The sequence below is a fragment of the Sphingopyxis sp. GW821-FHT12C06 genome (assembly GCF_058807415.1).
In genome coordinates this window covers 99,312-112,518 of sequence record NZ_JBXAQR010000006.1, presented here as the reverse complement: position 1 = coordinate 112,518, position 13,207 = coordinate 99,312, and the positions used below count along the sequence as shown (strand labels likewise).

The window sequence follows — 13,207 nt, the reverse complement described above, 5'->3', positions numbered from 1 at the left end:
GCGCGCGCTATAGCGCGGCATGATCGAGCGTCAAACGAACGAGAGCATGAAGACCGATGTCCGGCTGTTTGGTGCGGAGGCGATTTCGCGCGCCGCCGCGCTGGTGGCAGAGGGACAGCCGGTCGCAGTGCCGACCGAGACGGTCTATGGACTCGCCGCCGATGCGCGGAGCGCCGACGCGGTCGCGCGCATTTATGCCGCGAAGGGGCGCCCCGATTTCAATCCGTTGATCGTTCATGTCCCCGACCTCGCGGCCGCCGAAACGCTGGGCGTGTTCGGTGCGGTTGAGCGGGCGCTGGCAGCGCGCTTCTGGCCGGGGCCGCTGACGCTGGTGGTGCCACGCACGGCGGACTGTCCGGTCGCGAACATCGCGACAGCGGGGCTCGATACGATCGCGCTGCGCGTGCCGGGGCATCGTGCGATGCAGGCTTTGCTCGCGACAAGCGGCGCGCCACTCGCGGCGCCGAGCGCCAATGCGAGCGGACGCGTGAGCCCCACGACCGCGGCGCATGTGCTGGCCAGCCTCGACGGGCGGATCGCTATGGTGATCGACGATGGCGCCTGCCCGGCGGGGGTCGAATCGACGATCGCGCGGGTGAAGGATGGCGCGGTCGAAATACTGCGGCCGGGGCCGGTGACAACGGAGATGCTGGCGGAAGCGAGCGGGCTGGCGGTGACCGGGGTGCAAGGTTCCGAAGTCGTCGCGCCGGGGATGCTCGCGAGCCATTATGCCCCGGGCAAGCCGGTGCGGCTGGGCGCGCATGATTTCGCGGTTGATGAGTTTGGAATCGGGTTCGGCGTGGTCGCGGGCGATTATAGCCTGAGCGCGACGGGCGATTTGACCGAAGCGGCTGCGCGCCTGTTCGACGCGCTGCACGCAGGGGCGGCGAGCGCGAAGAGCAGGATTGCGGTGGCGGTGATCCCGGCCGAAGGGCTGGGCGCGGCGATCAATGACCGGTTGAGCCGGGCGGCGGTCTAAGTCCCCCTCCCGCAGGCGGGAGGGGAGAAGATCAGGCCGCCGCCGGGTCGATCGGATCCTTGTGCGGCACCTTGCTCGCCACGATCAGGCATGCCGCAACGATCAGCATCGCGCCGGCGAGCGTCGGCAGCGTCACCGGTTCCGAATAAAATATCCAGCCGAACAGCATCGCCCACAGGAAGCCGGTATATTCGGTGGTCGCGAGAATCTGCGTTTCGGCGCGGGCATAGGCCCAGCTGAGGAAGAGCAGCGAGATGATCGCGAGGGTCGCGGCGCCGAGGATGTTCGGCGCCTGCGCCGCATCGGGAATGACAGCGAACCATGGCGCGCCGAGGGCAAGGATCAACGCGACGAAGAAATTCTGGAAAAAGGCAATTTCCATCGGTTCAGCCATCTTCGCCTGCCGCCGCGCAAGGATGAGGTTGTACGCATAGAAGACCGCCGACAGGAACACCGCGCCGACCGCCCAAAGTGCGTCCTCGGCATAATGGCCGGTCCCGAGCTTGCCCGTGACGATGACGATGATACCGATCAGTCCGAGCAGCGACGCGGCGATCGAGCGCCGCCCGATCCGCTCGCCAAGGAAGATCGCGGCCATGTAGAGCGCGAGCAGCGGCGCGACGAAGGCAAGCGCGATCGCTTCCGCGATCGGCAGTCTTGCGAGCGCCCAGAAGAAGAAGAGCGCCATCCCCGCAACGAAGAAGGAGCGGACGGCGTGAATCCGCAACGTCGCGCGGTCGGGCATCTTCGGCCGCGTTGCGAAATAGATCAGGCCGCACAGCAATGTCCCGGCCGCATTGCGCCAGAGCACGGTGTTATAGGCGCCGATGTCGATCGACAGCCCCTTCATCAGCACATCCATCGCCGAATAGGTCGCGATGCCGGCGCATGCGATCAGGAAGGGGATGAGCGGGGAGGGCGAATCGGGGCGCATACCGGGGCTCTAGCGGAAGCTCGCCATTCCCGCGCCGTCGATGTTGAGCTTCTGCCCCGAGCAATAGGGGTTGGCGTCCGAAACGAACCACAGCACCGCCGCCGCGACATCGTCCGGCGTCGGGACACGGCCGAAGGGGAATTTGGCGTCGAGATGGTGGATATCGTCCTGCCCGGTGATCGCGCGCGACAGTTTTTCGCCCATGTCGCTGACGGTCAGCGACGGCGCGACGATGTTGACGCGGACGCCATTCTTCATCTCTTCCTTGGCGAGGGTGAGCGCGAGCGCCTCGCCCGCCGCCTTCGCCATATTATAGGGCGCGCCGTTCGCGGCGTGGCCGAGGGTAGCGACGCTCGAGATGATGATGATGTCGCTGCGGTCGTGCTGGCGCAGCTGCGGCAGCGCGAGGCGCGACAGGCGGTGGGCGCCGACGGCGTGGACGGCGAGCAGTTTTTCGACTTCGGCGGCGTCGGTGTCGGCGACCGTTTTGCCGCGGCTCGCGATGCCGGCGTTGTTGATCAGGATCGATATCGGACCGAGGTCGGCTTCGACGCTGGCGATCATCGCGGCGCAGGCGTCCTCGTCGGTGACCGAGGCTTGATAAGCCTTGGCCTTGCAGCCCAGCGCTGCGATCGCAGCGACAGTTCCGGCGGCGGGGACATAGGCCTTGGCGTTGCGGCGCAGCGCGGTGATCGTCGCGACGGTTTCGCCCGCGGCGTCTTCGTCGCGGGTGTAATTGACCGCGACGTCGGCGCCTGCCCTGGCCAGCGCGATCGCGATGCCGCGGCCGATCCCGCGCGAGGCGCCGGTGACGAGCGCGGTGCGGCCCGCGAGGTTGATGTCGGCCATATGTCTCTCCCTATTGCATCAGTTCATTATAGATGTCGTCGTCGCTGCGGCTCGCGGCGTTGCGCCATTTGGGCGCGTCCTTGCGGTTGAGAACGTCGCCATCGGCGTCGATAATCGCGACGGTCGGGGTGCCCTTGATCCGGAAACCGAAGCGTTTCGGTACGCCGGGGTTCCGGACGATGCCGCGGTGCGGCATGCCGATGTCGGCATAGACGATGTGATAGCGCGCGCGGACCGGTGCAAAACGCTCGCTCGCGACCAGATTGGCGAACCAGGCGCTGTCGTGACAATCGTTCATGCCCATTACCAGCAGCACCTGCTTGCCCGATTGGCGCGCCGCAGACAGCGCGGCGTCGATTGCCGCCATCGGATCGGCGTTTTCGGTGAAAGCGCCGGTTTCGAAAGGTGCCTCGACGCCGGCGATCGTATGCGGGGCGGTTTCGGTGGCGGCCAGCGGGGCGGAAAAGGTGAGGAAAGCGGCGGCGATCGCCAGCGTGGTTCTGCGTGTCATCGGGCGACGATAGCAGGGCAAAAGGGGCGGGCAAGGTTTTGCATGACGTTTCCGTCAACGTCAGTTAGCCTTCGTCCCATGAGCTGGAAAAACGAGATCGACGAACTGGCCGCGCGCCGTGCGATGGCCGAAAAAATGGGCGGCGAAGAGAAGGTCGCGCGTCAACATAGCCGCGGCAAGATGGACGCGCGGGCGCGGCTCGCGGGGATCGTCGACGAAGGCAGTTTTCGCGAGATCGGCAAGATTGCCGGACGCGGGACATATGGCGCTGATGGTGCGCTCGAAGATCTGGCGGCGTCGAACTTCATCTTCGGGCGCGCCAATATCGAGGGGCGGCCGGTGGTCGCCTCGGCCGATGATTTCACCGTGCGCGGCGGCGCGGCCGATGCGGCGCTGCACCGCAAATTTATCCAGTGCGAGGCGATGGCGCATGAATATCGCCTGCCGCTGATCCGCATGATCGACGGCACCGGCGGCGGCGGGTCGGTCAAGACGCTCGAGGATATGGGCTATACCTATATTCCGCATGTTCCCGGGTGGCACGAGATCATCGCCAATCTCGACACGGTCCCGGTGGTCGCGCTCGCGCTCGGGCCGACTGCGGGGCTCGGCGCGGCGCGCGTTGTGGCGAGCCATTACAGCATCATGGTGCGCGGACTGTCGCAGCTGTTCGCGGCGGGGCCCGCGGTCGCGGCGGCGATCGGTGACACATTGGACCGCGAGGAACTGGGCGGCAGCGACGTTCACACGCGCAACGGCGTCGTCGACGACGAGGTTGCGAGCGAGGCTGAAGCCTTCGCAGCGGCGCGGCGCTTCCTGTCCTATCTGCCCTCGTCGATCCATGATCGGGCGCTGCGGACGGCGTGCAGCGATCCGGTCGACCGGCGCGAGGAGGCGCTGCTGTCGGCGGTGCCGCGCGAGGCGAAGCAGGTCTATTCGATGCGCCGCATCGCCGATGCGGTGTTCGACAAGGGCAGCTTCTTTGAAATGGGCGCGCGCTGGGGGCGGGCGGCGATCACGGCGTTCGCGCGATTGGATGGCTATCCGGTCGCGGTGCTCGCGAGCGATCCCTCGTTCCTTGGTGGATCGTGGGACGCGAAGACGAGCGAGAAGGCCGAGCGCTTCGTCAAAATGGCCGACCAGTTCCGGCTGCCGATCGTTCACCTCGTCGACAATCCCGGCTTCATGATTGGCGGCGAGGCTGAACGGGCGGGGACGATCCGTTACGGGGTGCAGGCGATGAACGCGATCTACCGCGCGACGGTGCCGCTGGCGTCGGTCGTGGTGCGACGCGCCTACGGGATTGCGGGCAGTGCGATGTCGAACGCCGAGCGCTTCCAGTATCGCTTCGCCTGGCCGTCGGGCGACTGGGGCAGCCTGCCGATCGAGGGCGGGGTCGAGGTGGCTTACAAGAGCGAACTCGAGGTCGCCGAGGATCCGGCAGCGCATCTGGAGGCGATCCGCGAGCGGCTCAATCGCGTACGCTCGCCTTTCCGGACGGCGGAGAAATATGGCGTCGAGGATATCATCGATCCGCGCGACACGCGGCCTTTGCTGTGCGAGTTTGCTGAGCTCGCTTGGCGGGTGCTGAAATAGATATATCCATTGTCGTCATCCCGGACTTGATCCGGGATCCAGGCAACATCGCGCGCATGGATCCCGGATCAAGTCCGGGATGACGAATGTGGGAGGAGGAAGCCTATGACCGGCGTGCGTCACCTCGGCATGGATTGGCTGCGGATCGGGGCGTTTGGCCTCCTCATTCTCTATCATATCGGCATGTATTTCGTGCCGTGGGGCTGGCATGTGAAGATCGCGCAGCCGCTCGATTGGGCCGCGATCCCGATGCTGGCGACGAACAGCTGGCGGCTGCCTTTGCTGTTCCTCGTGTCGGGCTATGCGAGCGCGGCGCTGTTCGCGAAGCTCGGCGGTGCGGGGGCATTTGTGCGGTCGCGGAGTGCGCGGTTGCTGATCCCGCTCGCTTTCGGCATCATCGTCATCATCCCGCCGCAGCCGTGGATCGAGCTGGTCGGCCAGCATGGCTATGCCCATGGGCTCGGCTATTTCTGGCTGCACGACTATTTCCGCTTCGGGATGCTGGACGGCATTATCCTGCCGACGTGGCAGCATCTGTGGTTTGTCGTCTATCTGTGGGTGTATACGCTGCTGGCGGCGGCGGTGCTGGCGTGGGTGCCCGGGCGCATACGGACGCGGATCGCCGACAGCGCGGCGCGAGTGCTCGGCGGCTGGGGCATGTTGATCGTCCCGCTTGCGGTGTGGTTGCTGATCCTCACGCTATTCCCCGATCATGACGAAACGCACGCGCTGTTCGATGACGGGCCGTCGCATCTCCATTATCTGATCCCCTTTGCCATCGGCTGGCTGCTTCGCGTGCGGCCGGCGCTGTTCGCGGCGGTCGCGCGCTGCTGGCGCGCAGGGCTGGTCATCGGTCTTGCGGCGTTTGCCTTCGTTGCGTGGGTAGAGTGGAACTGGCCGGGTGATGCAGCCGCACCCGACTGGGTGTCCGTGCCGTTCCACATCGCGCGGCTGGTACAGGGCTGGGCGACGATCGTCGCGCTCGTCGGGATCGCCGACGCCTTTTGGAACCGCGACCACCCGTGGCGCACGACGCTCGCCGAGGCGGTGTTTCCCTTTTACATCATCCACCAGACGATCATCGTCGCCACCGGCTGGTATCTGCTTCGGGCCGGCGTGGGAGCGTTGCCGTCCTTTCTGATCCTGCTCGTCGTCACGATTGTGGGGTGCTGGCTTTTCTATGCGATCGGGCGCACCATCGGCTGGCTGCGGCCGCTGATCGGATTGCAGCGCCAATAGGGGAGAGCGAGCATGGGGGCCTTGAAAGGAGTATTGGCGATCGTCGGGGTCGCGATGGTTCTGGTCGGCGGGTTGTGGGCGTTGCAGGGGCTCGATGTCGTGCGCTGGCCGGCGAGCAGCTTCATGCTGGGCGACACGGTATGGACGCGCAATGGTGTCGTGCTGGCGATCGTTGGTGCCGTGCTGATCTGGTTCGCGCGCAAGCGCTGATCGACTACAAATGTAGTTGAACCTGCACTATGTCTGGGGCACATTTCCTTTCAAGCCGGGGTTTGGATAGGAGTTACCTCATGAAGCATTCCCGTCATCTCGTCCCCGTGCTGTTGCTCGCGGCCGCTGCGCCGTTCGTCGTCGCGCCGGTTCTGGCCACCGACACCGCCCCCGCCCCGGCCGTGCGGGCCAACAGCATCGCCGAAAATTATGCTGCGCTGCTCGAGCGCGATTATGTCTACCCAGAAACCGGCAAACGCTATGCCGAAGCGATCCGCGCCGGGATTGCGTCGGGCCGCTATGCTTCGTTGACCGGCGAGGCGCTGGGGCAGGCGGTCGACGAGGATGTGACCGCGGTGTCCCCCGACGGTCATTTGCGGCTCCGCGCCCCCGAGGGTGCCCCGGTATCGGGCAGCGCCGCCCCGACGCGGCGCCCGCCGCGCGTCCCGATCGAACAGGCGGGATGGATCGCGCCCGGGATCGCTTTTGTCCGCTTCAACGCCTTCCCCGACGATGCGGTAGTGACTGCGACAGCGGCGAAGTTCATGGCCGATCATGCCGACGCCAAGGCGATTATTTTCGACATCCGCACCCACAATGGCGGCGGGCTTGATCAGATGGACGTCATATTCCCCTGGCTGTTTGCCGAGCCGACGCGGCTGGTGACGATGGCGACGCGCGCTTCGGTCGACGCGCGCGGTGGTTCGCCGATCGACGGGCTGGCCTCGATGCGCCCGGTGAAGGGCGATGCCGGCATGGTGGCGCGCGAGCATTGGGCGACCCCGAATGCCGACACTCGGCTGCGCGATGCCAAAATCTATGTGCTGACGTCGGGCGCCACCGCTTCGGCGGCCGAGCATTTTTCGCTGGCGATGAAGCATAGTGGACGCGGTACTTTGGTGGGTGCACCGACCGCGGGCGCCAATCATTTCGGTAACGGTGAGGAATTGGGCGGCGGTTTCACCGCCTTCATTCCGGTTGGGCGCACCTATGACCCGGTGACGGGTAGGGATTGGGAGGGCGCCGGCGTTCAGCCCGACATATTGGTGCCGCCGTCGGAGGCATTGATGCGCGTGCTGACCGATCTGGGTGTCGAAGCGGACGAAGCCGAGCGTTTGTCCGAAGCGCATATGCCGACCGCGCCGATGGTACGGCGGGGGCCGAAGCCTGCGCGCCAGTGAACGCGCGGACCGGGCAGCTGATTGCTTCTGTCGTCATTCCGGACTTGATCCGGGATCCATTCAGCACCGTCGTCCGGGCCCCGGATCGAGTCCGGGGTGACGAAGATCCGGGGGCGAAGGTTCAGGAGCCCGCGAGGCTGGCGAGCGCGTCGCCGTCGACGCGCATCACCGTCCATTCGTCCATCATCCGCGCGCCGAGGCTCTGGTAGAAACCGATCGCCGGTGCGTTCCAGTCGAGCACGCTCCATTCGAGCCGCGCGCAGTCGCGTTCGGTGCAGAGCGCCGCGAGGTGGATGAGCAGCGCCTTGCCGAGCCCCGATCTGCGGGCTTCGGGGCGGACGAACAGATCTTCGAGGTAGATGCCGGGGCGCCCCTCGAAGGTCGAGAAATTGTGGAAGAAGAGTGCGAAGCCCTGCGGCGTGCCGTCGAGTTCGCCGATCACCACTTCGGCATAGGGGCGCGGTCCGAACAGTTTTGCGCCGAGCGTCGCTTCGTCGAAGCGCACTTCGTCGGCGAGCTTTTCATAGTCGGCGAGGTCGCGGATGAACTGCGCGATCAGCGGCAGGTCGGCGGACGTGGCGGGGCGGATTGAGAGGGTCACGCGGGTCATCCTGTGCAGAGGGTGTCGCGGCCCCTTTAGCGGCGGCGACGCCCGATGGGCAATGGCGCCGCCCTTACAATCACCGGCCGCCGCCCCATATGGGAAGGATGCCGCTGGACCAGGCCGCGTCGCAACGCGGCAGGACATCTGTCGGGCATTGTCTCCTTTCGATCAAAATGACTTTGGTTGGGTTTTTCCGGGACAGGAAATGATCGCGATTCCGGAAGGCTGACAGCCCGGGTCGGCGATCCGAAAGGCATGCCTTCATGATCGGCTATTTCATCCTTCTCCATCGCTTTCCCGAACAGTTCAAGCGGATGTTTCGCGCCATCTATGCTCCCGGCAACAGCTATGTGATCCATGTCGACAAAAGCTCGGGCCCCGAACTCGCCGCGGATATCGCCGAATTTTTGCAACCCTATCAGGGCGTCGCGATCATCGAATCGCAAAAGGCGCTGTGGGGCGGATACAGTCTGGTCGAGGCCGAGCTGCGCGGAATGGCCAAATTGCTGGCGATGAACAGCAGCTGGAGCCACTATATCAACCTCAGCGGCCAGGATTTCCCGCTGAAGTCGCAGGCCTATATTGCCGACTTTCTGCGCGCTCACCCGCAGCGCCAATATATTCGCGCGCTCGACCAGCGTGCGATTCGCCCCGACACGATGAACCGCGTCAGCCATATGTTCGTCGAGGCACGCGGACGGATGTTCCGCACCCGCCTGCCGCGCGCCTTCCTGAAGGGCGCGACTCCCTTTATCGGCACCCAGTGGAAAGCGGTGACGCGCGGCTTCTGCGAATTTGCGGTCCATCACCCGAGCGCCGACCGGTTCAAATCCTTCTACCGCCGCAGCTTCATCCCCGACGAGGCGTTTTTCCAGACGCTCATGATGAACAGCGGTGCGCAGGGCGAGGTGATGAACGACGATCTGCGGACGATCGACTGGATCCCCGACGGCGAGATCAAATTGCGCCCGCGCACCTTTGTCGCCGCCGACGCGCTGCGCCTGACGCTGAGCCCCGACCTGTTTGCGCGCAAGTTCAACGAAGAGGAGGATGCGGCGATTTTCGACCTGCTCGAGGCGCATCTGAAGACGCCCGCCGCGAATCTCTATGTCGAGGAGCCGAAGCTGCGGCCGCAGGACCGGACGCTCGAGCCGGCCTGATTTCGGGGCGCGCGGGTCAGTCCGCGCGCTTCGCCCGCTTTCGCGCGAAGAGGATGCCGAGCGCCGCGATGACGAGCGCGGGCTGGCCGAGCACCGCGGGGGCGTCGGCCCAGAAGGTCGCGGGACCGCAGATGCCGGCGGCGACTTCATAGATATGAAGCAGGCCGTGGAGCACCAGCCATAGCCCGCCGACGACCGCGGCACGCCAGTGGTAGGCAGGGTTCGCGGCGGCATAGAGCAGGATCAGCCCCGACCCCAGATAGGCGAGGCCGATGTCGCGGATGAAATGCGCGTTGGGCGGGCCAGTGGTGACGACGGTGGGGACAAAGACATACCAGTCGAGCGGTTTGATCAACATAAACACGCCATTGGCGATCGTTGTGATCGCGGCGATCAGCAGCAGGAGCTGGACAAGGCGGTCGAGGGCGTCGGGCTTTCCGAATGTCATGGCGTGCTCCTCCATCCTTCTGGATGTTGCGATGCTATGCCTTGCTGACAGCGATGGAAATAGTTTTACGCCGCCTTGCCGTGGAGCGTGTCCATGCTCACCGAACTGCCCGCGTCGATTTCGGCGGCCTTGGCTTCGACCAGTTTGACGATATGCGCGATCATGTCGGCGTCCTCGACATGATGATCGGTGACGCCCGACAGGAACACCATATGCTTGCCGTTGCCGCCGCCGGTGATGCCGATGTCGGTTTCGCGCGCCTCGCCGGGACCGTTGACGACGCAGCCGAGAACCGAGAGCGACATCGGGGTCTTGATGTGGCCGAGCGCCTCTTCGAGTGCCTGAACGGTTCGGATCACGTCGAAGCCCTGGCGTGCGCAGCTGGGACAGGAGACGACGCGGACACCGCGGGTGCGCAGGCCCAGGGATTTGAGGATTTCATAGCCGACGCGCACTTCCTCTTCGGGTTCTGCCGAAAGCGACACGCGGATCGTGTCGCCGATGCCGGCCCAGAGGAGATTGCCGATGCCGAGCGCGGACTTGACCGTGCCGCCGATCAGTCCGCCGGCCTCGGTGATGCCGAGGTGGAGCGGGCAATCGACCGCGTCGGCGAGCTGCGCATAGGCCGCGACCGCGAGGAAGACGTCGCTCGCCTTTACCGCGACCTTATACTCGTGGAAATCATGGTCCTGAAGCAGCTTGATGTGATCGAGCGCGCTTTCGACGAGCGCTTCGGGGCAGGGCTCGCCATATTTTTCGAGCAGATCTTTTTCGAGGCTGCCGGCGTTGACGCCGATGCGGATCGCGCAGCCATTCGCCTTTGCGGCGCGGACGACCTCGCCGACGCGCTCCGACGATCCGATGTTGCCGGGGTTGATGCGCAGGCATGCGGCGCCGGCGTCGGCGGCTTCGAGCGCGCGCTTATAGTGGAAATGAATGTCGGCGATGATCGGGATGCGCGCGGCGCGGACGATCTTGCCGAGTGCCGCGGTCGATTCGGTGTCGGGGCAGGAGACGCGGATCAGGTCGGCGCCGGCCTCTTCGCAGCGGCGGATCTGGTCGATCGTCGCAACGGCGTCGCTGGTCAGCGTGTTGGTCATCGTCTGGACGCTGATCGGCGCGCCGCCGCCGACGGGGACGGCGCCGACCATGATCTGGCGGCTGGTTCGCCGCGCAATGTCGCGCCAGGGGCGCAGGCCGGGATTGTGATCGCTCATGGTTGCTGCTCGACAGAGGGAATATGCGCGCTCTTTAGCCGTCCGGCCGCGGCTTGGCAAAGAACAAGCGCGGTTGGGCCCGCTGTTGCGGAAAAGCCACAGTTGAGCGCTGATTCTGCCCCCTGTGAAATTTTCGTTTGTGCATTGCAGCAAAATCGGCAATTTCGAATGCGTTCGTCGTCACAGGCCCGCAACAAGAGGTATGGACGCTTACTGCAGGTGGGACGATCCGTTTCAGCCATTAGGGGGATCACCCATGAAGTTTCTCACCAAAGCGTGCTTCGGCATGCTGCTCGCGGCTTCGGCCATGTCGACACCGGCCTTTGCCGAGGAAGAAGAAGACACGACAGCGATCGGCCCGTTCACGCTTTCGGGCGGCATCGCGGTCACGTCCGACTATCGGTTTCGCGGCGTTTCACTGTCGAACGAAAAGGTCGCGGTGCAGCCGACGCTGACCGTCAGCCACGAAAGCGGTTTTTACGTCGGCACCTGGGGCTCTTCGCTTCCCAACAGCACCGCCTATGGCAAGTTCGAACTCGACCTTTATGGCGGCTTCAACACCGAAATCGCGTCGGGGACGACCGTCGATCTGGGCGTCACCTATTACACCTATCCGGGTAGCCACGATGGCGGCGCGCCGACCGATTATTTCGAAGGCATCGCCAAGCTTTCGCACGACATCGGCCCCCTCTCGGTGACCGGGCAGGTGGCTTATGCTCCCAAGCAGAATTCGCTCGGCGACGAGGACAGCATCTACCTGAACCTCGGCGCCGGCTTTGGCGTACCGAATACGCCGGTGACGCTGTCGGCCGCTGTCGGCTATACCGACGGTTCGCTGGGTCTCGTTTCGCCCGACAGCAATTATATCGACTGGGTGATCGGTGCTTCGGTTCCCGCCGGCCCCTTCACCTTCTCGGTCCAGTATGTCGACACCGACGTCAAAAAGACGGGGGTCAAGGCCGTCGACACAAATTACGATCCAACCGTGGTCTTTACCCTGGGCGCGTCTTTCTGACCGCCTGACGGAGCAAAGGACCATGTGTGAAGGGGGCGGCTTCGGGGGAGGCCGCCCCCTTTTTCATGCGCGTTGTGCGACGACGGGGAAATGGGGTCAGCGCCAGCGCAGATTATGGGGGCCGAGATCCGACAGGGTCCTGGCCCCCATTAATTTCATGCCGCGCTCCATCTCGGCGCGGAGCAGCGCGATTGCGCGCGCGACGCCATCCTCGCCCGCCGCGGCGAGCGCGTAGAGATAGAGGCGGCCACCCGAACAGGCCTTCGCCCCGACCGACAGCGCTTTGAGCACATGGGTGCCGCGCGTGATGCCGCCGTCGCAAATGACCTCGACCCTGTCGCCGACCGCATCGACGATCTCGGCGAGCGCGTCGAAGGGCGAGATGCTGCCGTCGAGTTGCCGGCCGCCATGGTTCGATACCATGATCGCGGTCGCGCCGATGTCGGCGGCGCGTTTCGCATCCTCGACCGCGGCGATCCCCTTGAGGCAAAAGGGGCCGTCCCATTGCTTGCGGATCGCCTCGGCGCGTTTCCAGTCGAGGCTCTGGTCGAGCATCGTGGTGAAATAGTCGGCGACCGATTTGGGGACGCTCGACCCTTCGGACACATGCGTTGCGAGGTTGGGCAGGCTGAATTTCTCGCGCAGCACATAGTTGAGCCCCCAGCCCGGCTTGATGGCGTAGCTCAGCATATTGCCCGGGGTGAAGCGCGGCGGCGAAGTGAAGCCCGAGCGCAGACAGCGTTCGCGGTTGCCGCCGACGATCGTGTCGACGGTGAGCGCTACTGCATCGAACTTCGCATCGCGCGCGGCCTCGAGCATCGCGCGGTTGAGCCCTTCGTCGTGATGGACATAAAGCTGAAACAGCTTGGGGCCGTCGGTCAGCGCGCCGGCTTCGGCGAGGCTGATCGTCGCGAGGCTGGAAATTCCCGCCATCGTCCCGGCCTTGGCGGCGGCACGCAGGACTGCGCGCTCGCCCTGCCAGTGGAACAGCCGCTGGAGCGCGGTGGGCGAGAGAAACAGTGGCATCGCCATCTCGCGCCCGAACAGCGTCGTGCGCATGTTGACGCTGTCGACACCCGCAAGAACGCGCGGGATGAGATCGCAATCGTCGAACGCGGCGCGGTTGCGGCGGCGGGTGACCTCGTCATCGGCGGCGCCGTCGATATAATCGAACACCGGCCACGGCAGGCGGCGCTTCGCGAGCACGCGGAAATCGTCGATATTGTGGCAGTCGGCGAGTTTCATTCTATCCCCCCCGGAAAAC

14 protein-coding genes are annotated in these 13,207 nt (G+C 65.1%); 7 read left to right on the top strand and 7 right to left on the bottom strand.

Annotation, left to right across the window (positions count from 1 at the left end; genetic code table 11):
• Window positions 1–19 precede the first annotated feature (19 nt).
• Window positions 20–979: an L-threonylcarbamoyladenylate synthase gene (locus AC1RRJ_RS18030; RefSeq protein WP_493125215.1), complete on the top strand. Its 960-nt coding sequence runs from the start codon at window positions 20–22 to the stop codon at window positions 977–979.
• Window positions 980–1,010: 31 nt separating this feature from the next.
• Here the strand turns inward: AC1RRJ_RS18030 and AC1RRJ_RS18025 are convergent, their stop codons facing one another.
• Genes AC1RRJ_RS18025 through AC1RRJ_RS18015 form a run of 3 tightly spaced genes read right to left on the bottom strand, consistent with a single transcriptional unit; the run spans window position 1,011 to window position 3,273 of the window.
• Entirely contained in the window at window positions 1,011–1,913 is a 903-nt protein-coding gene (locus tag AC1RRJ_RS18025) for a DMT family transporter (protein WP_493125213.1), read from the bottom strand.
• Window positions 1,914–1,922: 9 nt separating this feature from the next.
• Complete coding sequence (locus tag AC1RRJ_RS18020) at window positions 1,923–2,762, bottom strand: SDR family NAD(P)-dependent oxidoreductase (RefSeq protein WP_493125211.1); 840 nt, start codon at window positions 2,760–2,762, stop codon at window positions 1,923–1,925.
• A gap of 10 nt (window positions 2,763–2,772) precedes the next feature.
• Window positions 2,773–3,273: a thioredoxin family protein gene (locus AC1RRJ_RS18015; RefSeq protein WP_493125209.1), complete on the bottom strand. Its 501-nt coding sequence runs from the start codon at window positions 3,271–3,273 to the stop codon at window positions 2,773–2,775.
• 78 nt (window positions 3,274–3,351) lie between these two features.
• Here AC1RRJ_RS18015 and AC1RRJ_RS18010 point away from each other — a divergent pair, with 78 nt between their 5' ends.
• The 4 genes from AC1RRJ_RS18010 (at window position 3,352) to AC1RRJ_RS17995 (ending at window position 7,499) form a co-directional block, all read left to right on the top strand.
• Window positions 3,352–4,869, top strand: a complete 1,518-nt coding sequence (locus AC1RRJ_RS18010; RefSeq protein WP_493125207.1) for an acyl-CoA carboxylase subunit beta — start codon at window positions 3,352–3,354, stop codon at window positions 4,867–4,869.
• A gap of 105 nt (window positions 4,870–4,974) precedes the next feature.
• Complete coding sequence (locus AC1RRJ_RS18005; RefSeq protein WP_493125205.1) at window positions 4,975–6,108, top strand: acyltransferase family protein; 1,134 nt, start codon at window positions 4,975–4,977, stop codon at window positions 6,106–6,108.
• A 12-nt stretch (window positions 6,109–6,120) separates the two neighbouring features.
• Window positions 6,121–6,318, top strand: a complete 198-nt coding sequence (locus AC1RRJ_RS18000; RefSeq protein ID WP_493125203.1) for a hypothetical protein — start codon at window positions 6,121–6,123, stop codon at window positions 6,316–6,318.
• A gap of 80 nt (window positions 6,319–6,398) precedes the next feature.
• Window positions 6,399–7,499, top strand: a complete 1,101-nt coding sequence (locus AC1RRJ_RS17995; RefSeq protein WP_493125201.1) for a S41 family peptidase — start codon at window positions 6,399–6,401, stop codon at window positions 7,497–7,499.
• Window positions 7,500–7,620: 121 nt separating this feature from the next.
• Here AC1RRJ_RS17995 and AC1RRJ_RS17990 read toward each other — a convergent pair whose 3' ends face one another.
• Window positions 7,621–8,100 carry a GNAT family N-acetyltransferase gene (locus AC1RRJ_RS17990; RefSeq protein ID WP_493125199.1) on the bottom strand — a complete coding sequence of 160 codons (480 nt, stop codon included), beginning with the start codon at window positions 8,098–8,100 and terminating at the stop codon, window positions 7,621–7,623.
• 266 nt (window positions 8,101–8,366) lie between these two features.
• Here AC1RRJ_RS17990 and AC1RRJ_RS17985 point away from each other — a divergent pair, with 266 nt between their 5' ends.
• Complete coding sequence (locus tag AC1RRJ_RS17985) at window positions 8,367–9,263, top strand: beta-1,6-N-acetylglucosaminyltransferase (protein WP_493125197.1); 897 nt, start codon at window positions 8,367–8,369, stop codon at window positions 9,261–9,263.
• Between the two features lie 16 nt (window positions 9,264–9,279).
• On the opposite strand, the gene AC1RRJ_RS17980 is transcribed toward AC1RRJ_RS17985, so the two are convergent.
• Both AC1RRJ_RS17980 and ispG read right to left on the bottom strand, forming a co-directional pair.
• A complete protein-coding gene (locus AC1RRJ_RS17980; RefSeq protein WP_493125195.1) occupies window positions 9,280–9,711 on the bottom strand; it encodes a hypothetical protein in 432 nt (143 codons plus the stop codon).
• Between the two features lie 65 nt (window positions 9,712–9,776).
• Entirely contained in the window at window positions 9,777–10,928 is a 1,152-nt protein-coding gene (gene ispG, locus AC1RRJ_RS17975; protein ID WP_493125193.1) for a flavodoxin-dependent (E)-4-hydroxy-3-methylbut-2-enyl-diphosphate synthase, read from the bottom strand.
• Between the two features lie 256 nt (window positions 10,929–11,184).
• Here ispG and AC1RRJ_RS17970 point away from each other — a divergent pair, with 256 nt between their 5' ends.
• Entirely contained in the window at window positions 11,185–11,943 is a 759-nt protein-coding gene (locus AC1RRJ_RS17970; RefSeq protein WP_493125191.1) for a TorF family putative porin, read from the top strand.
• 96 nt (window positions 11,944–12,039) lie between these two features.
• Here AC1RRJ_RS17970 and AC1RRJ_RS17965 read toward each other — a convergent pair whose 3' ends face one another.
• The gene (locus AC1RRJ_RS17965; RefSeq protein WP_493125189.1) at window positions 12,040–13,188 is read right to left on the bottom strand and encodes an alpha-hydroxy acid oxidase; all 1,149 of its coding nucleotides are present in this window, start codon (window positions 13,186–13,188) and stop codon (window positions 12,040–12,042) included.
• Window positions 13,189–13,207 lie beyond the last annotated feature (19 nt).